The sequence below is a fragment of the Pseudomonas tohonis genome (genome assembly GCF_012767755.2).
Lineage (GTDB): Bacteria > Pseudomonadota > Gammaproteobacteria > Pseudomonadales > Pseudomonadaceae > Metapseudomonas > Metapseudomonas tohonis.
Genome location: NZ_AP023189.1, coordinates 5,059,107 through 5,083,448 on the forward strand (window position 1 = coordinate 5,059,107; position 24,342 = coordinate 5,083,448).

22 protein-coding genes are annotated in these 24,342 nt (G+C 65.6%); 1 reads left to right on the forward strand and 21 read right to left on the reverse strand.

All coding sequences use genetic code 11. From position 1 onward, the window contains the following. Window positions 1-80 precede the first annotated feature (80 nt). The 6 genes from HSX14_RS23080 to HSX14_RS23105 form a co-directional block, all read right to left on the reverse strand. The gene (locus HSX14_RS23080; protein WP_173172433.1) at window positions 81-716 is read right to left on the reverse strand and encodes a protein-L-isoaspartate(D-aspartate) O-methyltransferase; all 636 of its coding nucleotides are present in this window, start codon (window positions 714-716) and stop codon (window positions 81-83) included. Between the two features lie 41 nt (window positions 717-757). Continuing rightward, entirely contained in the window at window positions 758-1,507 is a 750-nt protein-coding gene (surE, locus tag HSX14_RS23085) for a 5'/3'-nucleotidase SurE (protein ID WP_111261647.1), read from the reverse strand. Beyond that, window positions 1,495-2,553, reverse strand: a complete 1,059-nt coding sequence (truD, locus tag HSX14_RS23090) for a tRNA pseudouridine(13) synthase TruD (protein WP_173171761.1) — start codon at window positions 2,551-2,553, stop codon at window positions 1,495-1,497. Before truD ends, surE begins: the two co-directional genes overlap by 13 nt. After that, a complete protein-coding gene (gene ispF / locus HSX14_RS23095; RefSeq protein ID WP_173171759.1) occupies window positions 2,550-3,023 on the reverse strand; it encodes a 2-C-methyl-D-erythritol 2,4-cyclodiphosphate synthase in 474 nt (157 codons plus the stop codon). Before ispF ends, truD begins: the two co-directional genes overlap by 4 nt. A gap of 113 nt (window positions 3,024-3,136) precedes the next feature. Continuing rightward, window positions 3,137-3,982 carry an S-formylglutathione hydrolase gene (gene fghA, locus HSX14_RS23100; protein WP_173171757.1) on the reverse strand — a complete coding sequence of 282 codons (846 nt, stop codon included), beginning with the start codon at window positions 3,980-3,982 and terminating at the stop codon, window positions 3,137-3,139. Between the two features lie 74 nt (window positions 3,983-4,056). Continuing rightward, a complete protein-coding gene (locus HSX14_RS23105; protein ID WP_111261651.1) occupies window positions 4,057-5,169 on the reverse strand; it encodes an S-(hydroxymethyl)glutathione dehydrogenase/class III alcohol dehydrogenase in 1,113 nt (370 codons plus the stop codon). A 104-nt stretch (window positions 5,170-5,273) separates the two neighbouring features. On the opposite strand from HSX14_RS23105, the gene HSX14_RS23110 reads away from it, so the two are divergent. Further along, complete coding sequence (locus tag HSX14_RS23110) at window positions 5,274-6,185, forward strand: LysR substrate-binding domain-containing protein (RefSeq protein WP_173171755.1); 912 nt, start codon at window positions 5,274-5,276, stop codon at window positions 6,183-6,185. Here the strand turns inward: HSX14_RS23110 and ispD are convergent. From ispD to bamA, 15 genes are all read right to left on the reverse strand, one after another. Next, the gene (gene ispD / locus HSX14_RS23115; RefSeq protein WP_173171753.1) at window positions 6,161-6,871 is read right to left on the reverse strand and encodes a 2-C-methyl-D-erythritol 4-phosphate cytidylyltransferase; all 711 of its coding nucleotides are present in this window, start codon (window positions 6,869-6,871) and stop codon (window positions 6,161-6,163) included. The genes HSX14_RS23110 and ispD overlap by 25 nt on opposite strands. Continuing rightward, window positions 6,868-7,149: a cell division protein FtsB gene (ftsB, locus tag HSX14_RS23120; RefSeq protein WP_111261654.1), complete on the reverse strand. Its 282-nt coding sequence runs from the start codon at window positions 7,147-7,149 to the stop codon at window positions 6,868-6,870. Before ftsB ends, ispD begins: the two co-directional genes overlap by 4 nt. Window positions 7,150-7,209: 60 nt before the next feature. Next, window positions 7,210-8,499: a phosphopyruvate hydratase gene (gene eno / locus HSX14_RS23125; protein ID WP_111261655.1), complete on the reverse strand. Its 1,290-nt coding sequence runs from the start codon at window positions 8,497-8,499 to the stop codon at window positions 7,210-7,212. A gap of 147 nt (window positions 8,500-8,646) precedes the next feature. Continuing rightward, complete coding sequence (gene kdsA / locus HSX14_RS23130; protein ID WP_173171751.1) at window positions 8,647-9,492, reverse strand: 3-deoxy-8-phosphooctulonate synthase; 846 nt, start codon at window positions 9,490-9,492, stop codon at window positions 8,647-8,649. Window positions 9,493-9,495: 3 nt separating this feature from the next. Then, window positions 9,496-11,127 (reverse strand): CTP synthase, encoded by a 1,632-nt coding sequence (locus HSX14_RS23135; RefSeq protein WP_173171748.1) that lies wholly within the window; start codon window positions 11,125-11,127, stop codon window positions 9,496-9,498. 165 nt (window positions 11,128-11,292) lie between these two features. Further along, a complete protein-coding gene (gene tilS, locus HSX14_RS23140) occupies window positions 11,293-12,606 on the reverse strand; it encodes a tRNA lysidine(34) synthetase TilS (protein WP_228723645.1) in 1,314 nt (437 codons plus the stop codon). A gap of 46 nt (window positions 12,607-12,652) precedes the next feature. Continuing rightward, window positions 12,653-13,603 (reverse strand): acetyl-CoA carboxylase carboxyl transferase subunit alpha, encoded by a 951-nt coding sequence (gene accA, locus HSX14_RS23145; protein WP_111261658.1) that lies wholly within the window; start codon window positions 13,601-13,603, stop codon window positions 12,653-12,655. Between the two features lie 109 nt (window positions 13,604-13,712). Next, complete coding sequence (gene dnaE, locus HSX14_RS23150) at window positions 13,713-17,237, reverse strand: DNA polymerase III subunit alpha (protein ID WP_173171744.1); 3,525 nt, start codon at window positions 17,235-17,237, stop codon at window positions 13,713-13,715. A gap of 141 nt (window positions 17,238-17,378) precedes the next feature. Continuing rightward, on the reverse strand, window positions 17,379-17,981 hold the full coding sequence (gene rnhB / locus HSX14_RS23155; RefSeq protein ID WP_173171742.1) for a ribonuclease HII: 603 nt from the start codon (window positions 17,979-17,981) through the stop codon (window positions 17,379-17,381). After that, window positions 17,981-19,114 carry a lipid-A-disaccharide synthase gene (gene lpxB, locus HSX14_RS23160; RefSeq protein WP_173171740.1) on the reverse strand — a complete coding sequence of 378 codons (1,134 nt, stop codon included), beginning with the start codon at window positions 19,112-19,114 and terminating at the stop codon, window positions 17,981-17,983. Before lpxB ends, rnhB begins: the two co-directional genes overlap by 1 nt. Before the next feature lie 4 nt (window positions 19,115-19,118). Beyond that, window positions 19,119-19,895, reverse strand: coding sequence for an acyl-ACP--UDP-N-acetylglucosamine O-acyltransferase (gene lpxA / locus HSX14_RS23165; protein ID WP_111261662.1), 777 nt, complete (start codon window positions 19,893-19,895; stop codon window positions 19,119-19,121). Next, window positions 19,892-20,332: a 3-hydroxyacyl-ACP dehydratase FabZ gene (gene fabZ / locus HSX14_RS23170; RefSeq protein WP_031287666.1), complete on the reverse strand. Its 441-nt coding sequence runs from the start codon at window positions 20,330-20,332 to the stop codon at window positions 19,892-19,894. The genes lpxA and fabZ overlap by 4 nt, the downstream gene beginning before the upstream one ends. A gap of 48 nt (window positions 20,333-20,380) precedes the next feature. Beyond that, window positions 20,381-21,439: a UDP-3-O-(3-hydroxymyristoyl)glucosamine N-acyltransferase gene (gene lpxD / locus HSX14_RS23175; RefSeq protein WP_173171738.1), complete on the reverse strand. Its 1,059-nt coding sequence runs from the start codon at window positions 21,437-21,439 to the stop codon at window positions 20,381-20,383. A gap of 1 nt (window position 21,440) precedes the next feature. Beyond that, window positions 21,441-21,944 (reverse strand): OmpH/Skp family outer membrane protein, encoded by a 504-nt coding sequence (locus tag HSX14_RS23180; RefSeq protein ID WP_031287668.1) that lies wholly within the window; start codon window positions 21,942-21,944, stop codon window positions 21,441-21,443. Window positions 21,945-21,987: 43 nt separating this feature from the next. After that, the gene (bamA, locus tag HSX14_RS23185) at window positions 21,988-24,339 is read right to left on the reverse strand and encodes an outer membrane protein assembly factor BamA (RefSeq protein WP_111261664.1); all 2,352 of its coding nucleotides are present in this window, start codon (window positions 24,337-24,339) and stop codon (window positions 21,988-21,990) included. Window positions 24,340-24,342: the final 3 nt, after the last annotated feature.

Here is a 24,342-nt window from a genome sequence, read left to right on the forward strand (position 1 = left end):
CCGTGCCTGCCAATCAGAAAGTCGATCGGCGTACAGGTTCCCCGCGGCCAGGTGGATGGTGCGCCGACGCGTCCGTCCGCTCAGGCCAGCGGCCCGTTGAGCAGCGGAACGAAACGGACGGCGTCCAGCACATGGCGCGAGAAGCCATGCTCCTCGCGGATGATCAGCATCAGTTGCTGGACATCGCCCGCGCCGACCGGGATCACCAGACGCCCGCCAGGGGCCAGTTGATCCAGCAACGCCTGCGGCACTTCGGCGGCGCCGGCAGTGACGATGATGCCGTTGTAGGGTGCCAGCGCCGACCAGCCCTCCCAGCCGTCTCCCCAGCGGAACACGACGTTGCGCAGGTTGAGTTCGACCAGGCGCTCCTTGGCGCGGTCTTGCAGGCTCTGGATGCGCTCGACGGAGAACACCCGCTCCACCAGCTGCGCCAGGATGGCGGTCTGGTAGCCGGAGCCAGTGCCGATCTCCAGCACCTTGTCCAGCGGTCCGGCAGCGAGCAGCAGCTCGCTCATCCGCGCCACCATGTAGGGCTGGGAAATGGTCTGGTTGTGGCCGATGGGCAGTGCCGTGTCTTCATAGGCGCGATGCGCCAGCGCCTCGTCGACGAACAGGTGCCGCGGCGTACGACGGATGGTTTCCAGCACATGGGCGTTGGACAGCCCCTCTTCATAGAGGCGCTGGATGAGGCGCTCACGGGTGCGCTGGGAGGTCATGCCGATGCCCCGACGCAGCAGGTCGTCCTGTTCGCGAGCCATCAGAACAGCCTCCCCAGCCAGCCCTCGAGGCTGTCGAGCCCCTGGGTGAAGGTGCGGTCCAGCTGCAACGGCGTGATCGAGACATAGCCCTGCATCACGGCATGGAAATCAGTACCCGGGCCGCCATCCTCGGCATCGCCGGCCACGGCGATCCAGTAGCCCTCCTTGCCACGCGGGTTGACCACCTTGACCGGCGCCGCAGCCCGGGCGCGATGGCCCAGGCGGGTCACCTGCACGCCACGGATATGGTCCAGCGGCAGGTTGGGGATGTTCACGTTGAGCACGGTGCGCGGCGGCAGGTCGAGCTGCGCATGGCCTTCGACCAGCTTGCGAGCGAAATGCGCAGCGGTGGCGAGGTTGTCCGACTGGCGCGAAAGCAGCGAGAAGGCGAATGCCGGCAGGTCGAGGAAGCGCCCTTCCAGCGCAGCCGCGACCGTCCCCGAATACAACACGTCGTCGCCGAGGTTGGCGCCGAGGTTGATCCCGGACACCACCATGTCGGGCGTCTGCTCCAGCAGGCCGTTGAGCCCCAGGTGGACGCAATCGGTGGGCGTGCCGTTGATGCTGATATAGCCGTTGTCCAGGCGATGCGGGCACAGCGGACGATCCAGGGTCAGCGAGCTGCTCGCGCCGCTCTTGTCCTGGTCGGGGGCGATGACCACGCACTCGGCATAATCCTCGAGCGCAGCATGCAGGGCGGCGATGCCGGGTGCATTCACCCCGTCGTCGTTGGAAATCAGAATACGCATGGGTTGTCCGTCTGCCCCGCCGGCACCAGATCGACAAGCTCGCGAACCACTGCGGTAGCGAAGCATCCAGCCGGCAGGACGAATTCCAGTTGCAGAACGTCAGGCTCGGGATAATGCCACGTAAGGCCGCCGATGGGGAGGCGGAGGATGCGCCGTTCGTGCGCCATGCCCGCATCCGCGAGCCAGTCGCGCAGCGCCGGCTCGGCATCGGCCAGCGCCTGCTCCAGGGCCCCCGTGGCGCCGCCGGCAGGGGACGGCCCGGAACCCCACAGCGCGCCGGTGGGGTGCAGGTCGAGAATCTCCAGGCGGGGGTCGCGGCACTCCTCCTCGCCCGCCATGAAGAAGCTGCGCTTGTCGGTGAAGGCCAGCAGGTCGCCGACCTCGGCACGGTTCCATTTGCCCTTGGCCACCCGCTCGGCGAGCACCCGGTTGAACAGGTAGCTGCGACCGGCCGATAGCAGCCGAGAGCGGACGTTGCGCTGTTCCGGCAATTCACGACGGCTGGCGAAAGCACGGGCATCGACGACATTGCCGCCGTCATGGCCGAAGCGCTGCGAGCCGAAGTAGTTGGGCACACCGCCGGCCGCCATCGCCTTGAGCCGGGCATCGAGCGCCTCGTGGTCGGCGACCAGGCGCGTGAGGCGCAGGGTGAAGCCATTGGCCGAATGCGCGCCCCGTTGCAGCTTGCGCTTGTGGCGCATGCTCTTGAGGATGCGCAGGCTGGGGTTCTCGGCGGCGGAGAGGTCCGGATCGGCCTTGCCCGGCAGGTGCAGGCTGAACCATTGGCGGGTCAGCGCCTGGCGGTCCTTCAGGCCGGCATAGCTGATGGTCCGGACCGGCACGCCAGCTGCACGGGCCAGGCGCCGGGCGGCTTCCTCGGTGTTCAGCTCGCGCTTCTCCACCCAGAGCCAGAGGTGCTCGCCTTCGCCGGCGAGAGGGATGTCCAGCACTTCGTCGACCTGGAAGTCCTCGGCGATCGCCTTGAGCACGGCCTGGCCGAGTGCCTCCCCGTAGGCACGTGGCCCCAGCAGTTCGAACTCGTTCATGCGCTCAGCAACAGGGCGACCGCATGCACGGCGATGCCCTCCTCGCGGCCGGTAAAGCCGAGCTTCTCGGTGGTGGTGGCCTTGACGTTGACCTGGTCCAGTTCGACACCGAGATCCTCGGCGATCAATGCACGCATGGTCTCGATGTGCGGGGCCATCTTCGGCGCCTGGGCGACGATGGTGGCGTCCACGTTGCCGACCTTCCAGCCCTTGTTGCGCACCTGCACCAGCACATGGCGCAGCAGCGCGCGGCTGTCGGCGCCCTTGAACTGCGGGTCGGTATCCGGGAAGTGCTTGCCGATGTCGCCCAGCGCAGCGGCACCCAGCAGCGCGTCGGAGAGCGCGTGCAGCAGCACGTCACCATCGGAGTGGGCGATAAGCCCGAACTTGTGAGGGATGCGCACGCCGCCCAGGGTGATGAAGTCCCCCTCGCCGAAACGATGCACGTCGTAACCGTGGCCAATTCGCATAGTCAGAAAAACGCCCTGAAAAGTCAGGGCGCGATTCTAACTGAAAGCTGGAAGCTGGAAGCCAGCAGGCAATCACGCCGGCTTCCAGGGCTCAGGCCTCAACCTCTGGTTCATCAGCCTTCAAGTGCAGCAGCGTGGTGCCGCAGGTGGTCGTCGATGAAGCTGGCGATGAAGTAATAGCTGTGGTCGTAGCCCGGCTGCATGCGCAGTGTCAGCGGGTGGCCGGCGGCCTTGGCGGCAGCCTGCAAGGCCTCGGGCTTGAGCTGGTTGACCAGGAAATCGTCACGATCACCCTGGTCCACCAGGATCGGCAGGCGCTCGCCGGCATCGGCGATAAGCGCACAGGCATCCCACTCGCGCCAGCGCGAACGGTCCTCGCCCAGATAGCGGGACAGCGCCTTCTCGCCCCAGGGGCAGGCCATCGGGTTGACGATGGGCGCGAAGGCCGACAGCGACTGGTAGCGCCCCGGGTTACGCAGCGCACAAACCAGCGCCCCGTGGCCGCCCATGGAGTGCCCGCTGATGCCGCGCTTGTCCGAGACCGGGAAATTGGCCTCGATCAACGCCGGCAGCTCCTGCACCACGTAGTCGTGCATGCGGTAGTTGCGCGCCCAGGGCTCCTGGGTGGCGTTGACGTAGAAGCCGGCGCCCAGCCCGAAGTCCCAGGCACCGTCCGGGTCGCCCGGCACATCGGCACCGCGCGGGCTGGTATCCGGGGCGACGATGATCAACCCGAGCTCGGCGGCCAGCCGATGGGCACCGGCCTTCTGCATGAAGTTCTCGTCGGTGCAGGTCAGCCCCGACAGCCAGTAGAGCACCGGCAGCTTCGCGCCCTGCTCCGCCTGGGGCGGCAGGTAGACGGCGAAGACCATGTCGCAGTTGAGCGCGTTCGAGCGATGGCGATAGCGCTTGTGCCAACCGCCGAAGCTCTTGTTGCTGGAAACGATTTCAAGGGTCATGGGGCCCTCCGGGCAGCCACAAGCCACAAGCGGCAAGAGAAGACGTGCAGCTTGCAACTTGCGGCTTGCGCTTATCAGTAATGAATGACGGTGCGGATGCTCTTGCCTTCGTGCATCAGGTCGAAGGCTTCGTTGATGCGGTCCAGCCCCATGGTGTGGGTGATGAAGGTGTCCAGCGGGATCTCGCCCTTCTCGGCCTTTTCCACATAGCTCGGCAGCTCGGTACGGCCTTTTACGCCGCCGAAGGCCGAACCGCGCCATACGCGGCCGGTCACCAATTGGAAGGGACGGGTGCTGATCTCCTGGCCGGCACCGGCGACGCCGATGATCACCGACTCGCCCCAGCCCTTGTGCGCGCATTCGAGGGCCGCGCGCATCAGTTGCACGTTGCCGACGCATTCGAAGGAGTAGTCGACGCCGCCATCGGTCAGCTCGATCACCACGTCCTGGATCGGCTTGTCGTGATCCTTCGGATTGATGAAGTCGGTCGCACCCAGCTCACGGGCCACGTCGAACTTGGCCGGGTTGATGTCGATGGCGATGATGCGCGAGGCCTTGGCCATCTTGGCGCCGATGATCGCCGCCAGGCCGATGCCGCCGAGGCCGAAGATAGCCACGGTGGCGCCCTCCTCCACCTTGGCCGTGTTGAGTACGGCACCGATACCGGTGGTGACACCGCAGCCCAGCAGGCAGACCTTCTCCAGCGGCGCTTCCTTGGGAATCTTCGCCAGGGAGATTTCCGGCACCACGGTGTACTCGGAGAAGGTCGAGGTACCCATGTAGTGGTAGATCGGCTGGCCGTTGTAGGAGAAGCGGCTGGTGCCGTCGGGCATCAGGCCCTTGCCCTGGGTGGCGCGCACCTTCTGGCACAGGTTGGTCTTGCCGGACTTGCAGAACTTGCACTCGCGGCACTCGGCCGTATAGAGCGGAATCACGTGGTCGCCCACGGCAAGGGAGGTCACGCCCTCGCCCACCGCCTCGACGATGCCACCGCCCTCATGGCCGAGGATGCAAGGGAACACGCCCTCGGAATCCGCGCCGGAGAGGGTGTAGGCATCGGTATGGCAGACACCGGTGGCGACGATACGTACCAGCACCTCGCCGGCTTTCGGCGGCGCGACGTCCACTTCGACGATCTGCAGGGGTTTGCCGGCCTCGAAGGCAACGGCGGCGCGCGACTTGATCATGGTGACTCTCCAGCGGATTTGACGATGGCCGAGAGTGTAGATGAGCCGCCAATGGTAAATAATCAGCCACAAAGCAAAACTTTATTGCTGCACAGGGATAATCCATGAGCCGTTGGGAAGGGTTGGACGAATTCGTCGCCGTGGCCGAAACCGGCCGCTTCACCGCTGCCGCCGAACGCCTGGGGCTGTCGTCGTCCCACGTGAGCCGCCAGGTGGCGCGACTGGAGGAGCGGCTGCAGACGCGCCTCTTCTACCGCAGCACGCGCAGGGTGGCACTGACCGAGGCCGGGCAGACCTTCCTGCAACACTGCCAGCGCCTAGTGGACGCGCGCGACGAAGCCCTGCGCGCGGTCAACGACCTCACCGGCGAGCCCAAGGGGCTGCTGCGCATGACCTGTGCCGTCGCCTATGGAGAGCGCTTCATCGTGCCGCTGGTGAACCAGTTCATGGCCCGCCATCCGCAGTTGCGGGTGGAGATCGAGCTGAGCAACCGGCCGCTCGACCTGGTCCACGAGGGGCTGGACCTGGCCATCCGCCTCGGTCGCCTGCAGGACTCTCGACTGGTCGCCACCCGGCTGGCTCCACGGGTCATGTACCTGTGCGCCGCCCCCTCCTATCTCGAGCGTTACGGTCGCCCCCACAGCCTCTCCGAGCTCGGCCGGCACAACTGCCTGATCGGCAGTTCGGACCAATGGGGCTTCCTCGCGGAGGGACGGGAACAGACGGTGCGGGTGCAGGGCAACTGGCGGTGCAACAGCGGCGAGGCGGTGCTGGATGCGGCGCTGCGCGGCTTCGGCCTGTGCCAGCTGCCGGACTACTACGTGCTGGAGCACCTGCGGGCCGGCAGGCTGGTCTCCCTGCTGGAACAGCACCAGCCGCCGAATACCGCGGTCTGGGCGATCTATCCACAGCAGCGCCACCTGTCACCCAAGGTGCGCCAGTTGGTGGATCTGCTGAAGGAAGGCCTGGCGAAGCACCCGGCCTATCGCGATCAGTGCCTGCCGGCCCAGCGCTGACGTAGCCAGTCGAGGTCTTCCGGGCGGGTGACCTTGAGGTTGTCGGCGCGCCCTTCGACCAGGCGTGGCGCCTGCCCCGACCACTCGATGGCCGAAGCCTCGTCGGTGATGGCGACGCCCGAGACCAGGGCATCGGCCAGGGAGCGATGCAAGGTGCCGAAGCGGAACATCTGCGGTGTATAGGCCTGCCAGATGACACTGCGGTCCACCGTCTCGGCCACACGCCCATCGGGCCCGGCGCGCTTCAGCGTGTCGCGTGCGGGCACCGCCAGCAGGCCACCGACGGCGTCATCGGCCAGTTCGGCCAGGAGCAGGTCGAGGTCGGTGCGGGCCAGGTTGGGCCGCGCCGCGTCGTGCACCAGCACCCAGTCGCTCGGGCGCGCGCCGAGTTCATCCAGGCGCAGCAGGGCCTTGAGCACCGTGTCAGCACGCTCCTTGCCGCCGTCCACGCGCTCGATACGCGGGTCTCCGGCGCAAGCCAGCGCAGGCCAGTAAGGATCGTCGACGGAGAGGCCGACCACCACGCGCCTGAGGCTGGGATGATCGAGAAAGCAGGCGAGGCTGTGTTCGAGGATGGTCCGCCCGGCCAGCTCCAGGTATTGCTTGGGGCGGTCGGCACGCATGCGGGCACCGACACCGGCGGCAGGGATCACGGCCCAGAAGGCGGGGAGCTCGGGAGTCGTCATTCGGCCAACTGATAGAGGGTCTCGCCCTCTTTGACCATGCCCAGTTCGTGGCGCGCACGCTCTTCCACGGTCTCCATGCCCTTCTTCAGCTCGGAAACCTCGGCCTCGAGGATGCGGTTGCGTTCCAGCAGGCGTTCGTTCTCGCCCTTCTGGTCGGCGATCTGCCGCTCGAGATCCGTCACCTGCGCAAGGCTGCCGTCACCCACCCACAGGCGATACTGCAACCCGGCCAGGGCCAGGATCAGTACGACGAACAACCAGTAAGGGGATTTGGCCATCGAAAGAGAAGTTTCCATACGAAAAGGGCAGCTTTCGCTGCCCTTTTTATCATCCCCGGCTTAGCCGCGGAACTCGGCACGACCACGGTAAGGCGCCTTTCCGCCCAGCTGCTCTTCAATACGCAGCAGCTGGTTGTACTTGGACACGCGATCGGAACGGCACAGGGAGCCGGTCTTGATCTGGCCGGCGGCGGTGCCAACGGCCAGGTCGGCGATGGTGCTGTCCTCGGTCTCGCCGGAGCGGTGGGAAATCACCGCGGTGAAGCCGGCGGCCTTGGCCATCTGGATGGCTTCCAGGGTCTCGGTCAGCGAGCCGATCTGGTTGAACTTGATCAGGATCGAGTTGCCGATGCCTTTCTCGATGCCTTCCTTGAGGATCTTGGTGTTGGTCACGAACAGGTCGTCACCCACCAGCTGGATCTTCTCGCCGATCTTGTCGGTGAGGATTTTCCAGCCGGCCCAATCGGACTCGTCCAGGCCGTCTTCGATCGAGATGATCGGGAAGCGCTCGGTCAGGCCTTTCAGGTAGTCGGCGAAGCCTTCGGCGTCGAACGACTTGCCTTCGCCGGACAGGTTGTACTTGCCGTCTTCGAAGAACTCGCTGGCAGCGCAGTCCAGGGCCAGGGTCACGTCGGTGCCCAGCTTGTAGCCGGCATTGGCGACGGCTTCGGCGATGGCGGCCAGGGCGTCCTCGTTGGAGGTCAGGTTCGGTGCGAAGCCGCCTTCGTCACCCACGGCGGTGTTCAGGCCACGGGCCTTCAGCACGGCCTTGAGGTGATGGAAGATCTCGGTGCCCATGCGCAGGCCGTCGGAGAAGGTCTTGGCGCCGACCGGCTGGACCATGAACTCCTGGATGTCGACGTTGTTATCGGCATGCTCGCCGCCGTTGATGATGTTCATCATCGGAACCGGCATGGAGTACTGGCCGGGAGTGCCATTGAGGTTGGCGATATGCGCGTACAGCGGCAGGTCCTGGTCCTGGGCAGCGGCCTTGGCGGCGGCGAGGGACACGGCGAGGATGGCGTTGGCACCCAGCTTGGCTTTGTTGTCGGTGCCGTCGAGGGCGATCATCGCGTGGTCGAGCGCCTTCTGGTCAACCGGGTCCTTGCCCAGCAGCAGGTCGCGGATCGGGCCGTTGATGTTGGCGACGGCCTTCAGCACGCCCTTGCCCATGTAGCGGCTCTTGTCGCCATCGCGCAGCTCGAGGGCCTCGCGGGAACCGGTGGAGGCACCGGACGGCGCGCATGCGCTGCCAACGATACCGTTGTCCAGGATCACATCCGCCTCGACGGTGGGGTTACCGCGGGAATCCAGGACTTCACGGCCCTTGATGTCGACGATCTTTGCCATTGTTGTTAGCACTCCAAAGTTGACGATGACGCTGCAGCGGAATTAGAGGGGCGGCGCGGGCAGACGTTCGATTCGGCAGGTCTCACCACAAGCCTGACTGCTCGGTCAGATTGCGCGCGCCCGGCACTTTACCGGAGATTTGCCCGTTCAGGCAGTCTCGATCGGCGGAAAACTCTTGACCAGGTCGTCCAGCTGCTTGAGCTGGCTGAGGAACGGCTCCAGCTTGTCCAGGCGCAGGGCACAAGGGCCGTCGCACTTGGCGTTGTCCGGGTCCGGGTGCGCCTCCAGGAACAGGCCGGCGAGGCCCTGGCTCATGCCGGCCTTGGCCAGGTCGGTGACCTGGGCGCGGCGGCCACCGGCGGAATCGGCGCGCCCACCCGGCATTTGCAGGGCATGGGTGACGTCGAAGAACACCGGGTACTGGAACTGTTTCATGATGCCGAAGCCGAGCATGTCCACCACCAGGTTGTTGTACCCGAAGGAGGAGCCGCGCTCGCAGAGGATCATCTGGTCATTTCCGGCTTCCTCGCACTTGGTCAGGATGTGTTTCATCTCCTGGGGCGCGAGGAACTGGGCTTTCTTGATGTTGATCACCGCACCGGTCTTCGCCATCGCCACGACCAGGTCGGTCTGGCGGGAGAGGAAGGCCGGCAGCTGGATGATGTCGCAGACCTCGGCTACCGGGGCAGCCTGGTGCGGCTCGTGCACGTCGGTGATGACCGGCACGCCGAAGGCCTTCTTCACGTCCTCGAAGATCTTCATGCCCTCTTCCAGGCCCGGGCCGCGGAAGGAGTTGATGGAGGAGCGGTTGGCCTTGTCGAAGCTGGCCTTGAACACGTAGGGGATGCCGAGCTTGTCGGTGACCTTGACGTACTCCTCGCACACCTTCATCGCCAGGTCACGGGACTCCAGCACGTTCATGCCGCCGAACAGCACGAAGGGCTTGTCGTTGGCGATCTCGATGTCGCCAACGCGGATGATCTTCTGTGCCATGGGTCAGGCCTTCTTCGCTTTCTGCGCCAGGGCGGCGTTGACGAAGCCGCTGAACAGCGGATGGCCGTAACGCGGCGTGGAGGTGAACTCCGGGTGGAACTGGCAGGCGACGAACCACGGATGGTCCGGGGACTCGACCACCTCGACCAGCGCGCCGTCGCCGGAGCGACCGGTGATCTTCAGGCCGGCTTCCTGCAGTTGCGGCAGCAGGTTGTTGTTCACTTCATAGCGATGGCGGTGGCGCTCGACGATCTCGTCCTTGCCGTAGCAGGCGTGTACCAGGGAGCCCGGCTCCAGCTGGCAGGCCTGGGCGCCCAGGCGCATGGTACCGCCGAGGTCGGAGGCTTCGGTGCGGATCTCGGTGGCGCCGGTGGCGTCTTCCCACTCGGTGATCAGGCCCACGACCGGATGGCCGCTGGCCTTGTCGAACTCGGTGGAGTTGGCGTCGGTCCAGCCCAGCACGTTGCGGGCGAACTCGATGACCGCCACCTGCATGCCGAGGCAGATGCCGAGGTAGGGGATCTTGTTCTCGCGGGCGTATTTGACGGTGGTGATCTTGCCTTCCACGCCGCGCAGGCCGAAGCCGCCCGGCACCAGGATGGCGCCGACGCCTTCCAGCAGGCTGGTGCCCTGGTTCTCGATGTCTTCGGAGTCGATGTAGCGCAGGTTCACCTTGGTGCGGTTCTGGATGCCGGCGTGGCTCATCGCCTCGATCAGCGACTTGTACGCGTCCAGCAGCTCCATGTACTTGCCGACCATGGCGATGGTGACTTCCTTCTCCGGGTTCAGCTTGGCATCGACGACGCGATCCCACTCGGAGAGGTCGGCACCGCCACACTGCAGGCCGAAACGCTCGACGACGAAGTCGTCCAGGCCCTGGGCGTGCAGCACGGAAGGAATGCGGTAGATGGTGTCGACGTCCTGCAGGGCGATGACCGCGCGCTCTTCCACGTTGGTGAACAGCGCGATCTTGCGGCGCGAGGACAGGTCGACTTCATGGTCGGAACGGCAGATCAGCACGTCGGGCTGCAGGCCGATGGAGCGCAACTCCTTCACCGAGTGCTGGGTCGGCTTGGTCTTGGTCTCGCCAGCGGTGGCGATGTAGGGGACCAGGGTCAGGTGCATCAGCATGGCGCGCTTGGCGCCCACTTCCACGCGCAATTGGCGAATGGCCTCGAGGAAGGGCTGGGACTCGATGTCGCCCACGGTACCGCCGATCTCGACCATCGCCACGTCGGCGTCGCCAGCACCCTTGATGATGCGGCGCTTGATCTCGTCGGTGATGTGCGGGATGACCTGGATCGTGGCACCCAGGTAGTCACCACGGCGCTCCTTGCGCAGCACGTCCTCGTAGACGCGGCCGGTGGTGAAGTTGTTGTTCTGGGTCATGGTGGTGCGCACGAAGCGCTCGTAGTGGCCCAGGTCGAGGTCGGTTTCGGCACCGTCCTCGGTGACGAACACTTCACCGTGCTGGAAGGGACTCATGGTGCCGGGATCGACGTTGATGTACGGATCCAGCTTGAGCATGGTGACCTTCAGCCCCCGCGCTTCCAGAATGGCGGCCAAGGATGCCGAGGCGATGCCTTTCCCCAATGAAGAAACAACACCACCCGTGACGAAGATGTAGCGCGTCATGAAAAACCCTAGAAGTCTGCGTTTAGGCGGAAGGCCGCCGGGGAGAGCGAAGTAAGGCCGAAGCCTGCAATCTGGAACAGTGCCAAAACGGCAAACTCCCGCCGACTCCGAAGGAATCGGCAAGAGCTCTGTAAGACGGGAGCGTAGTCTACCGGAAAGACCCTTTCAGCTCAAACCTTGGTCATTCGTCGGCGGTGTCCAGCGCAGTCGCCAGCGTGCATCCACAGGCCCGGCAAGGCCTGGAAGGTTGGCCACGGCGAGCAGCTCCGGGCCGCGATAGAGCAGCGGCAGACGCCCGCGCACGAAGGCCGGAAGGCCACTCTCGTTGAGCAGCCGCTTGAGCTCGCGACGCCCACGCCCCGGCACGTCCAGCACCTCTCCGCCCTGGCGGTAGCGGACCTCCAGAGGGCCTGCCGGCGGCTCGCCGGCAAGTTGCAAACGGCCGTTGCCGGGCAGTTCGAGCGCCTGCCCGGGCTCGGCCCAGCGCACGCTGCCCGCCCCGGGGCTCGACCATTGGCCGGGCAGCCACCACAGCCGTCCGTCGGCGCGCCGCAGGTCGCCCCCCGCCAGCCTCCATACGGGGCTCGCGCTGGCGCCGGCATCGCGCAGGTCGTCCCAGCCAGCCCAGTGATCGCTGTCCGGCATCGCGGTGAAGCCGGCCATCCAGTGGCGCAGGGCATTGCGCTGGCGGGCCGGCGACAGGCCCATCAACGGGGCCAGCTCCAGGGATGGCAGCCGCAGCCAGGGAAAGGCGCTGTCGGTCCGCGCGGCCTGCAAGTCCAGTTGCGCCAATTCGCCGAGCAACGCCTCGCCCTCGGCCAGGTGCTCGGCGCTGCGGGTGATGCTTTCCACGGCCCGGGGCCATCGCTGGGTGAGTGCCGGCATGATCCGGCGACGCAGGTAGTTGCGGGAGAAGTCGGTGTCGTCGTTGGACGGGTCCTCGACCCACGCCACACCCAGCTCGCGGGCGCAGGCCTCGAGTTCCGCGCGAGACACCCGCAGCAGCGGGCGCAGCAGGACGCCCTCGCCTAGCGCACGGCTGGCGGGCATGCCGGCCAGGCCACGCACCCCGGCTCCCCGCAGCAGGCGGAACAGCAGGGTTTCCGCCTGGTCGTCACGGTGCTGGGCGCTCATCAGCACCTCGTCCGCCCCAAGCCGTGCGATGAAGGCCGCGTAGCGGGCATCACGGGCGGCGCGCTCCAGGCTGTTGCCCTGGGTCACCTGAACCCGCGCCACCTGCAAGGGCACGCCGAGGCCGTTGCAGGTCCGCTGGCAATGCGCAGGCCAGGCCTCGGCAGCAGGCTGCAGGCCATGGTGGACATGGATGGCGGACAAGGGAGGCAGGCTCTCGCGCCGGGCGAGACGTACCAGGAGGTGCAGCAGGACGGTGGAATCCAGGCCTCCGGAGAAGGCCACCCGCCAGGCGGGTGCCGCACGCCAGGGAGCGACGGCGGCCAGCAAGGCGGATTCGAGCTTCAGGACGAGCGCGCGACCCGGTTCGGCCACGCGCCCGCCCCCATGGCCGTCAGGCCACGCCATAGCTCATCAGGCGCTCGTAGCGGCGAGCCAGCAGGTCGTCGGTATCGAGCTTGCCGAGGGCCTGCAGCTGCGAGGTCAGCTCGGCACGGATCGACGCAGCGGCGACGGCGGGATCGCGATGGGCACCGCCCAGCGGCTCGGCGATCACCTTGTCGACGATGCCCAGACCTTTCAGGCGCTCGGCGGTGATGCCCATGGCCTCGGCGGCATCCGGCGCCTTCTCGGCGGTCTTCCACAGGATGGAAGCGCAGCCTTCCGGCGAGATCACCGAATAGGTGGAGTACTGCAGCATGTTCAGACGGTCGCAGACGCCAATGGCCAGCGCACCGCCGGAACCGCCCTCGCCGATGACGGTGGCGATGATCGGGGTCTTCAGGCGCGCCATGACGCGCAGGTTCCAGGCGATCGCCTCGCTCTGGCCACGCTCCTCGGCATCGATGCCCGGGTAGGCGCCGGGGGTGTCGATGAAGGTGAGGATCGGCATCTTGAAGCGCTCGGCCATCTCCATCAGGCGGCAGGCCTTGCGGTAGCCCTCGGGGCGCGGCATGCCGAAGTTGCGGCGGACCTTCTCGCGCACTTCACGGCCTTTCTGGTGGCCGATGACCATCACCGGCTGGTCGTCCAGGCGGGCAACGCCACCGACCAGGGCCGCGTCGTCGGAGAAGTGGCGGTCGCCATGCAGCTCGTCGAACTCGGTGAAGATGTGCTCGATGTAGTCGAGGGTGTAGGGGCGGCGCGGATGGCGTGCCAGCTGGGCGATCTGCCAGCTGGTCAGGTTGCCGAAGATGCTTTCGGTGAGCGCGCTGCTCTTCTCCTGCAGGCGGGAGATCTCGTCGGTGATGTTCAGCGCGTTGTCGTTGCCGACCAGGCGCAGCTCCTCGATCTTGGCTTGCAGGTCAGCGATCGGCTGTTCGAAATCCAGAAAATTCGGGTTCATAGGCTTCCGTCGTGCGCGTGGGGCCAGGCGGCTGGTTCCATTTGGCGCCCTACCTTAAAGGAAGGGCGCGTGTGGGTCGAGAAACGGGAGCGGCGATGCGCTCCTCGCTTCAGCGGTAGTGCAGGAAGACGTTGTCGCGCCCGAACTGGTCACGCAATGCCTGAATCAAAGCGTCAGCGGGATCGATCCGCCACTGCTCGCCGAACTGCAGCAACGCCTTGGCACTCGCTCCACTGTAGTCCAGCGTGATCGGGCAGGAGCCGCGATGGCGGTTGCACAGCTCGGCCAGCCAGCGCAGGCGGTCACCCTGGAGAGCGCTGTGGTCGACCTTCATGCGCAGGCTCTCGGCCAGCCCTGTGCGGGCCTCTTCCAGGCTCATCACGCGTTTGGCGCGCAGGCGCAGGCCGCCGGAGAAGTCGTCGTGGCTGACCTCGCCCTCGACCACCACCAGCGCATCGGTCTGCAGCAGCGCGCTGGCGGAGTTGAAGGCATCGGCGAACAGCGACGCCTCGATGCGACCGGAGCGGTCGTCGAGGGTGATGAAGCCCATCTTGTCGCCCTTCTTGTTCTTCATCACCCGCAGGTTGACGATCAGGCCGGCGATGGTCTGGGTGTCACGCGCGGGCTTCAGCTCGACGATGCGCTGGCGGGCGAAGCGACGCACCTCGCCCTCGTACTCGTCGATCGGGTGCCCGGTGAGGTAGATCCCCAGGGCATCCTTCTCGCCCTTGAGCCGCTCCTTAAGGGACAGCTCCTTGGCGTTGCGGTGGTTGGCGTACATGTCCGCCTCGGGCTCGGCGAACAGGCCGCCGAACAGGTCCATGTGCCCGCTGTCGTGGCTGCGCGCGGTCTGCTCCGCGGCCTGGATGGCCTCCTCCATGGACGCCAGGAGCACCGCCCGGTTGCGGTCGATGCCGGCCTGGTAGGCCTTGGGCTCTTCGCTGAAGAACGGGCCCAGGCGATCCAGTGCACCACCGCGGATCAGGGCGTCCAGGGTGCGCTTGTTGACGCGCTTGAGGTCGATGCGGTTGCAGAAGTCGAAGAGATCCTTGAACGGGCCACCTTCGGCGCGGCATTCGGTGATCGCCTCCACCGGGCCCTCGCCCACGCCCTTGATCGCGCCAAGGCCATAGATGATCTGTCCGGCGTCATCGACGGTGAAGCGGTATTCGGAGTTGTTCACATCCGGCGCCACGATCCGCAGCTTCATGTTCCGGCACTCTTCGATCAGCGTCACCACCTTGTCGGTGTTGTGCATGTCCGCCGTGAGTACCGCGGCCATGAAGGGCGACGGGAAGTGCGCCTTGAGCCAGGCGGTCTGGTAGGAGACCCAGCCGTAGGCGGCGGAGTGGGACTTGTTGAAGCCGTAGCCGGCGAACTTCTCCACCAGGTCGAAGATGTTGCCCGACAGGTTCGGGTCGATGCCGTTGCTGGAGCAGCCCTCGATGAAGCCGCCACGCTGCTTGGCCATCTCCTCGGGCTTCTTCTTGCCCATCGCGCGGCGCAGCATGTCTGCGCCGCCAAGGGTGTAGCCCGCCATCACCTGGGCGATCTGCATCACCTGCTCCTGGTACAGGATGATGCCGTAGGTAGGCTTGAGCACCGGCTCGAGGCCGGCGTACTGGTAGTCCGGGTGCGGGTAGGAGAGCTCGGCACGGCCGTGCTTGCGGTTGATGAAGTCGTCCACCATGCCCGATTGCAGCGGCCCCGGACGGAACAGCGCCACGAGGGCGATCATGTCCTCCAGGCAGTCGGGCTTGAGCTTCTTGATCAGCTCCTTCATGCCGCGGGATTCGAGCTGGAAGACCGCGGTGGTCTCCGCCTTCTGCAGCATGTCGTAGGTTTTCTTGTCATCCAGGGGGATGCGGTCGATGTCCACCAGCGGCAGGCCTTTCTTCTCCTGCTCGCGGTTGATCATCTCCATGGCCCACTTGATGATCGTCAGCGTCCGCAGGCCGAGGAAGTCGAACTTCACCAGGCCGGCCGCCTCCACGTCATCCTTGTCGAACTGGGTCACCAGGCCACCGCCCTCCTCGTCGCACGCGATGGGCGAGAAGTCGGTGAGCTTGGTCGGGGCGATCACCACGCCGCCGGCGTGCTTGCCGGTACCGCGGGTGATGCCTTCGAGCTTCAGGGCCATGTCCCAGATTTCCTGGGCTTCCTCGTCGGCCTTGAGGAAGTCGCGCAGTGCCTCCTCCTGGTTGTAGGCCGCCTCCAGGGTCATGCCCACTTCGAACGGGATCATCTTCGAGAGGCGATCGGCCAGGCCGTAGGACTTGCCCTGCACCCGCGCCACGTCGCGCACCACCGCCTTCGCCGCCATGGAGCCGAAGGTGATGATCTGGCTCACCGCATTGCGCCCGTACTTGTCAGCCACGTAGTCGATCACGCGGTCACGGCCGTCCATGCAGAAGTCGACGTCGAAGTCGGGCATGGAGACCCGTTCGGGGTTGAGGAAGCGTTCGAACAGCAGGTCGTAGGCCAGCGGGTCGAGGTCGGTGATCTTCAGCACGTAGGCGACCAGCGAACCGGCGCCCGAGCCGCGCCCCGGGCCCACCGGCACGCCGTTGTTCTTCGCCCACTGGATGAAGTCGGCAACGATCAGGAAGTAGCCGGGGAAGCCCATCTGGATGATGGTGCCCAGCTCGAACTCCAGGCGGTCGATGTAGAGCTGGCGCTTCTCCTCGTAGTCCGGAGTCGTCTCCTTCGGCCAGAGCACCGCCAGGCGCTCCTCCAGGCCTTCATAGGAAGCGTGGCGCAGGTAGTCATCGATACCCATGCCGTTGGGCGTCGGGAAGTCGGGCAGGAAGTGCTTGCCCAGCTGGACTTCGATGTTGCAGCGCTTGGCGATCTCGACGGTGTTCTGCAGCGCCTCGGGGATGTCGGCGAACAGCTCGGCCATCTCCTCGGGGGTCTTCAGGTACTGCTGGTCGGAGAAGTTGCGCGGGCGGCGCGGGTCGTCGAGGACACGGCCCTCGCCGATGCATACGCGGGTCTCGTGGGCCTCGAAATCGCCCGGCTTGATGAAGCGCACGTCGTTGGTGGCCACCAGTGCCGCGCCGCAACGATCGGCCAGGGCGACGGCGGCATGCACGTGCTCCTCGTCGTTGACCCGGGCGGTGCGCTGCAGCTCCAGGTAGAAGCGATCGGGGAAGACGGCCTGCCACTCGGCCAGCAGCGCCTCGGCGCCGGCCTGGTCGCCGCTGAGCAAGGCCATGCCGATCTCGCCTTCCTTGGAGCCCGACAGGGCGATCAGGCCTTCGGCGGCCTCCTTCACCCATTCGCGCTGGATGATCACCAGGTCATTGCTCTGGCCTTCGGACCAGCCCCGGGACACCAGCTCGGTGAGGTTGCGGTAGCCCTTGGCATTCATCACCAGCAGGGTCATGCGCGTCAGTGGCCCATCCTCATAGGGGCTGGCAAGCCAGATGTCGGCACCGCAGATGGGCTTGACGCCCCCGCCCATGGCGGCCTTGTAGAACTTCACCAGCGAGCACATGTTGCTCTGGTCGGTGATCGCCACGGCGGGCATCCCGGCGCTCGCCACGGCCTTGATCAGCGGCTTGACCCGCACCAGGCCGTCGACGAGTGAATATTCGGAATGCAGACGGAGATGGACGAAGGCGACAGTCATGGCGGTCCTATAGAAAACGCAAAAACGGCAAGGCCGGGATTGTACAGCGGAAGCGGCAGCTGGCTTCAAGTCGGGAACGGCCGGTCGCCGGCACGAACGCCGGCAGGCCGATGAAACGGTGCCCGGGAGGGCCGGAAGGAATCAGTCGACGCCTTCGATCACCGCACGGACCGGGGCGAAGGAGCGCCTGTGGATGGGCGTCGCGCCCAGGCGTCGCAAGGCTTCCAGGTGCACCGGCGTCGGGTAGCCCTTGTGCCCGCCCATGCCGTAGCCCGGGTAGATCGCGTCGAGCGCCTGCATCTCGCGGTCGCGGCTGACCTTGGCCAGGATCGACGCAGCGGCGATGGCCGGCACCTTGGCGTCACCCTGGATCACCGGCGCGCTGGGCACCGCCAGTTTCGGGCAGCGGTTGCCGTCGATCAGCGCCAGCTTCGGCGTGACAGCGAGGCCTTCGACCGCGCGCTGCATGGCCAGCATGGTCGCGTGGAGGATGTTGAGGCGGTCGATCTCCTCCACCTCGGCGCGAGCGATGCACCAGGCGAGGGCCTTCTCGCGGATCTCGTCGAACAGCGCCTCGCGACGCGCTTCGCTGAGCTTCTTGGAATCGTTGAGGCCGAGGATAGGGCGGGCCGGATCGAGGATCACCGCGGCGGTGACCACCGGACCACAGAGCGGGCCGCGACCGACCTCGTCGACGCCGGCCACCAGTTCCTCCACCAGGGTGAAATCCAGTCCGAGCTGCATCAGCGACTCCCTATCAGGTCGAGCACCGCGCCCGCGGCTTCCTTGGAAGCATCGAGACGCAAGGTACGGTGGATGCGGTCGAAGCCTTCGGTCTGCACGTCCCCGCCGTCGAGCAGCGGCACCAGGGTCTGGGCCAGCGCCTCGGGCGTCGCGGCGTCCTGCAGCAGTTCGGGCACCAGCAGGCGCTGGGCCAGCAGGTTGGGCAAGGACACGTAGGGGCTTTTCACCAGGCGCTTGAGAATCCGATAAGTCATGGGCGCGACCTTGTAGGCCACCACCATGGGGCGCTTGTACAGCAGCGCTTCCAGGGTCGCCGTGCCCGAGGCGATCAGCACCGCGTCGCAGGCAGCAAGGGCTTGGTGCGAACGACCGTCCAGCAGGGTCAGCGGCAGGTTGCGGCCGGCGAGCATCTGCTCCAGCTGCTGGCGCCGCGCGGGGCTGGCGCAGGGCAGCACGAAATGCAGGCCCGGGCGCATCGAGCGCATGCGCTCGGCGGCGTCGAGGAACAGGCTGCCGAGGCGACCGACCTCGCCACCGCGGCTGCCGGGCATCAGCGCCACCAAGGCGGCGCCGTCCGGCACCCCGATGGCGGCGCGAGCCGCAGCGCGGTCGGCTTCCAGCGGAATGGTGTCCGCCAGCGGATGGCCGACGAAGCGCACCGGCACCTGGTGGGCCTCATAGAACTGCGCCTCGAAGGGGAACAGGGTGAGCATCAGGTCGCAGCCTTCGCGGATCTTCAGCACGCGCTTCTGCCGCCAGGCCCAGACGGAGGGGCTGACGTAATGCACGGTGCGGATGCCGGCGCGGCGCAGCTTGAGTTCGACGCCCAGGTTGAAATCCGGGGCGTCGATACCGATGAAGACGTCCGGGCGGGCGTCGATCAGGGTGGCGATCAGGCGCTTGCGGCGACTCAGCAGTTCGGGCAGGCGGCCGAGCACTTCGACCAGCCCCATCACCGCGAGACGCTCCATGGGGAAATAGGAAGCCAGGCCCTCCGCCTCCATCAGCGGACCACCCACGCCAATGAACTCGGCATCGGGATGACGGGCCTTGAGGGCTTGCATGAGGCCGGAGCCTAGGATGTCGCCGGACGCCTCGCCGGCGACCAGCGCGATGCGCAATGGACGGGTCATGAGATCAGCGCGTGATGCCGCGGGTCGAGGACTGGATCGAGTCGCGGAACACCGCGACCTCGGGGAATTGCGCGGAGGATTCGGCGAGTTCGGCCAGTGCCTGCTCGACGGTCAGGCCCTGGCGGTAGACGACCTTGTAGGCCCGACGCAGGGCCTGGATCGCCTCGGCGGAAAAACCACGGCGGCGCATGCCTTCGAAGTTCATGCTGCGCGCCTCGGCCGGGTTGCCGAAGACGGTCACGTAGGCAGGTACGTCCTTGCCGATGGCGGTACCCATGCCGGAGAAGCTGTGGGCGCCGATGCGGCAGAACTGGTGCACCAGGGTGAAGCCGGAGAGGATCGCCCAGTCGTCCACGTGGACATGGCCCGCCAGCGCCGTGTTGTTGACCAGGATGCAGTGGTTGGCGATGACGCTGTCATGACCGATATGCACGTAGGCCATCAGCAGGTTGTGGTCGCCGATGGTGGTCTCGGAGCGATCCTGGACGGTTCCACGGTGGATGGTCACACCTTCGCGGATCACATTGTGGTCACCGATGACCAGGCGGGTGGGCTCACCCTTGTACTTCAGGTCAGGCGTGTCCTCACCTACCGAGGAGAACTGGTAGATGCGGTTGTGCCTGCCGATGCGCGTGGGGCCCTTGATGACCACATGGGGGCCGACCACGCTACCCTCGCCGATTTCCACATCGGGTCCGATGATCGACCAGGGGCCGACCTGGACGTCATCCGCCAGCCGGGCTGACGGATCGATGATGGCGCGAGGGTCGATCAAACTCATAATTTGCGTTCCGCACAGATGATTTCAGCCGAGCAGACTTCCTTGCCATCGACGCTGGCCTGGCACTCGAACTTCCAGATGCTGCGCTTTACGCTGCGGAAGCTGGCTTCGAGGATCAACTGGTCACCCGGCAGCACAGGCTGGCGGAAGCGCAGCTTGTCCGAGCCGACGAAGTAGTACAGGGTGCCGTCGGCAGGCTTCACGTCGAGCATCTTGAAGCCGAGGATGCCGGCGGCCTGGGCCATCGCTTCGATGATCAGCACACCCGGCATGATCGGGTGTTCGGGGAAGTGGCCGTTGAAGAATGGCTCGTTGATGCTGACATTCTTGTAGGCGCGAATGCGCTTGCCCTCGATATCCAGATCCACGACCCGATCCACAAGAAGGAAAGGGTAGCGGTGCGGCAGGTATTCGCGAATCTCGTTGATGTCCATCATTTTCCTGGAGCCTTAAAAGGGGATTGGGGATGCGCGGCGCTGCGCGGGTCACGCATCAGATGAAGCATCCCCGCCCGGGGTCACTGACGCCAGGCGCTTTTCCAGCTGCTGCAGACGACGCGCCATGTCATCCAGCTGGCGAATTCTGGCTGCGCTCTTCTTCCATTCCGCCGCGGGTTGCATGGCGGTACCGGAGGAATAGGCACCAGGCTCGGTAATGGAACGGGTCACCATGGTCATGCCGGTGACGAACACGCCATCGCAGACCTCGATATGCCCGACCATGCCGACGCCGCCTGCAATCATGCAGTTGCGGCCGATCTTGGTACTGCCGGAAATACCCACGCAGCCGGCCATGGCGGTGTTGTCACCGACCTGGACGTTGTGGGCGATCATGATCTGGTTGTCCAGCTTCACGCCGTTGCCGATCAGGGTGTCGGCCAGGGCGCCACGGTCGATGGTGGTGTTGGCACCGACCTCGACATCGTCGCCCAGGGTGACACCGCCGATCTGCGCGATCTTCTGCCAGACACCCTTCTCGTTGGCGAAGCCAAAGCCCTCGCCACCGATCACGGCACCCGACTGGATGACCACGCGTTTGCCGATACGCACGTCGTGGTAGAGCGTCACGCGGGGCGCCAGCCAGCCGCCCTCGCCTATCACGCTGCGTGCGCCCACGACGCTGTACGCGCCGATGGTGACACCGGCGCCGATCTGTGCACCGGACTCGATCACCACGCCAGGCCCGATGCTTGCCGACGGATCGACCTTGGCATCGGGGGCGACCACTGCACTCGGATGGATGCCAGGCGCGGCGACGGGCCTGGGATCGAACAGGTGGGAGAGCCGGGCATAGGCCAGGTAGGGATTGGGCACCAGCAGCGCATCACCGGCGAAGCCTTCGGCATCGGCCGGAGTCAGCAGCACGGCGGCGGCACGGGTATCGGCGAGGAACTTGCGGTACTGCGGGTTGGCCAGGAAGGTCAACTGGTCGGGACCAGCGTCCTGCAGCGTAGCCAACCCGGAGACAACCCTGGTCTCGTCGCCACGCAGGGTGGCGTCGAGACGCTCGGCCAACTGGCCGAGGGTGAAGGTCGCGACGGTCATATCAGCGCAGTTGGTTCATGCGCTCGATGACCTGGCGAGTGATGTCGTACTGAGGCTTGACATCGATCACCGCACCGCGCTCCAGCACCAGGTCGTAGCTGCCCTTCTTCAGGACTTCTTCGACGGCCTGGTCCAGCTTCGGCTTCAGTTGCTTGAGCATTTCGCGGTCGGCAACGGCCTTGGCTTCGTTCAGTTCCTTGGACTGGAACTGGAAGTCACGGGCTTTCTGCTTGAACTCGAGCTCCAGGCGCTCACGCTCGGCCTGCTGCATCTTCTCGCCTTCCTTGACCAGGCGATCCTGGATGCGCTTGGCATCGCTTTCCAGGGTCTTGAGCTTGGTCAGCTGGGGGCCGAACTTCTTCTCGGCATCCACGGCGTACTTCTTCGCCGAATCCGATTCGAGGAGCGCCATCTGATAGTTCAGTACCGCAACTTTCATCTCGGCAAAAGCCGGAGAGGCCATCAGGGCCGCGGCAACCAGAACGATTTGAGTCAACTTACGCACGATGCACTCCTGCAACAAACACTGTTGTCTTCTTGATCAGCAATTAGAAGGTCTGGCCCAGGGAGAACTGGAATACCTGGGTGTCGGCATTGTCCGGCTTCTTCACCGGCATGCCCAGGCTGAAGCTCAACGGCCCCAGCGCGGTGATCCAGGTCAGCCCCACACCCACGGAGCTGGCGAGATCGCCTGCGTTGATGCTGCTGCAGTTGGTCGCGGTGGACGAGCAACTGGTGTCGAACACATTACCCACATCCCAGAACAGCACGGTACGCAACTGGCGCTGGTCCTTGACGAAGGGCAGCGGGAACAGCAGCTCTACACCGCCCTGCACCAGAACGTTGCCACCGAAGGGCAGCGGATCCTGGTCCGGGTCGGCGATGGTGCCGGGGTTGCGACCGGTACTCGGGGTGCTGCGCGGGCCCAGGCTGCTGTCCTCGAAGCCACGCACCGAGTTGAAGCCGCCGGCGAAGTAGTGCTCGTAGAACGGCAGCTCGGAGGTGGAGCCGTAGCTGTCGCCGTAGCCCAGCTCGGTGTGCCAGCGCAGCGCGGTGCTCTGGCTCAGCGGGGTGAAGAGCTGGGCACGGTAGTCGAGCTTGAAGAACGACAGGTCGCTGCCCGGCAGCGTGCTTTCCAGCACCAGGCTCTGGGAATGGCCACGGTTGGCCAGCACGCCACGGTTCAGGGTCGATTCGGACCAGCCGATGGAACCCTTGAAGTTCAGGTACTTGTCGCCTTCCTGACGGATGAAGTCGAAGATCTCGTCGACGGTGTAGCGACCAGTGCCGATCTCGTCCTGCTGCACGGTCAGGCCGAAGGTCAGGCGCGAGGTCTCGTTGATCGGATAGCCGACGCTCACGCCACCACCGAGGCTGTCCACCGAGTAGCTGGATACGTCGACATCGAGGTCGTCGTAGTCGGTGGTGCGGTAGAAGGCGTTGTAGCCCAGGCTCACGCCGTCGACGGTCCAGTAGGGGTCCACGAAGCCGAAGTTGTAGCGGGTCTGGTACTCGGAACGGGTCAGGCCGATGCTGACCTTGTTGCCGGTACCGAGGAAGTTGTTCTGGCTGATCGAGCCGCCGAGGATCAGGCCCGCGCTCTGCGCGAAGCCGACACTGGCGGTGATGGAGCCGGAAGGCTGCTCTTCGACGCTGTAGTTGACGTCGACCTGGTCGTCGGTGCCCGGCACCTGCGGGGTCTCGACGTTGACTTCCTTGAAGAAGCCCAGGCGTTCCAGGCGGGTCTTGGACTGGTCGATCAGGTAGGTCGAGGCCCAGCCACCTTCCATCTGGCGCATCTCGCGGCGCAGCACTTCGTCCTCGGACTTGGTGTTGCCACGGAAGTTGATGCGGTTGACGTAGGCACGCTTGCCCGGATCGACGGCGAAGGTCACGGAGACGGTGTGATCCTCGTCGTGAGCCTGGGGCACGCCGTTGACGTTGGCGAAGGTGTAGCCCTCGTTGCCCAGGCGGCGGGTGATCAGCTCGGAGGTGGTGGTCATGATCTTGCGGGAGAAGACCTGGCCTTCCTTCACCAGTAGCAGCGACTTGACCTCTTCTTCCGGCACCTTCAGGTCGCCGGAGAGCTTCACGTCGCGGATGGTGTATTTCTCGCCTTCGTCGACGTTGACGGTGACGTAGACGTGCTTCTTGTCCGGGGTGATGGATACCTGGGTGGAGGAGATATCCATGTTGATGTAGCCGCGGTCCAGGTAGTAGGAGCGCAGGCGCTCAAGGTCACCGGAAAGCTTCTCGCGGGCGTACTTGTCATCGTTCTTGAAGAACGACAGCCAGTTGGTGGTCTTCAGCTCGAAGAGGCCAATCAGGTCCTCATCGGGGAATACGGTGTTGCCCACCACGTTGATGTGCTGGATGGCAGCGACCGTGCCTTCGTTGATGTTGATCTTCAGCGCGACGCGGTTGCGCGGTTGCGGGATCACCTCGGCTTCGATCTCGGCGGAGTAGCGGCCCTGGGCCACGTACTGGCGCTGCAGCTCGTTGCGCACGCCTTCGAGGGTCGCGCGCTGGAAGATCTCGCCTTCGGAGAGGCCGGACTGCTTCAGGCCCTTGAGCAGGTCTTCGCTGGTGATGGCCTTGTTGCCTTCGATCTCGATGCTGGAAATCGACGGGCGCTCGACCACACTGATCACCAGGACACCACCATCGCGGCCGAGCTGGATGTCCTGGAAGAAACCGGTCTTGAACAGGGCGCGAGTGGCTTCAACCAAGCGGCGGTCATCCGCCTGATCGCCGACGTTGAGCGGCAGAGCACCGAACACGCTGCCGGCGGATACCCGCTGCAGGCCGTTTACGCGGATGTCGGAGATGGTGAAGGACTCGGCGTGAACTTCGCCGATCATGAGTGCGGCGAGCACCGCAGTTAGCAACAGGCGTTTCATGAA